This window comes from Acinetobacter sp. ESBL14, from assembly GCF_036668815.1.
GTDB classification, from domain to species: domain Bacteria; phylum Pseudomonadota; class Gammaproteobacteria; order Pseudomonadales; family Moraxellaceae; genus Acinetobacter; species Acinetobacter gyllenbergii.
Genome location: NZ_JAZEVS010000069.1, coordinates 1 through 264 on the forward strand (window position 1 = coordinate 1; position 264 = coordinate 264).

Annotated in this window: 1 protein-coding gene; it reads right to left on the reverse strand. The window is 50.0% G+C overall.

Annotated elements, in window-relative coordinates; all coding sequences use genetic code 11:
- The coding region (locus tag V6E90_RS21665; protein WP_332606427.1) for an Ig-like domain-containing protein at window positions 1-264 on the reverse strand (264 nt) is incomplete at both ends.

Sequence of the window (264 nt, forward strand, 5' to 3'; positions counted from 1 at the left end):
TCACCGTCACGGTCGAACCAGGTTCTGCTGTTCCTGTAATTGGATCAACGGCATTGATTGGATCAATGTCTGGCGCATTCGGTGCAATCGTATCGATTGTCACTGTACCTGTATCTGTACCGACATTACCTGCCAAGTCTGTCGCAGTCACGGTCACAGTATGGTTGCCTTCACCCAAGGTCGGTAAAGTATTGTCCGCCAAGGTCCAAGTACCATCACCATTGTTCACCGCTGGATAGTTCACACCATCCACAGTCACCACAA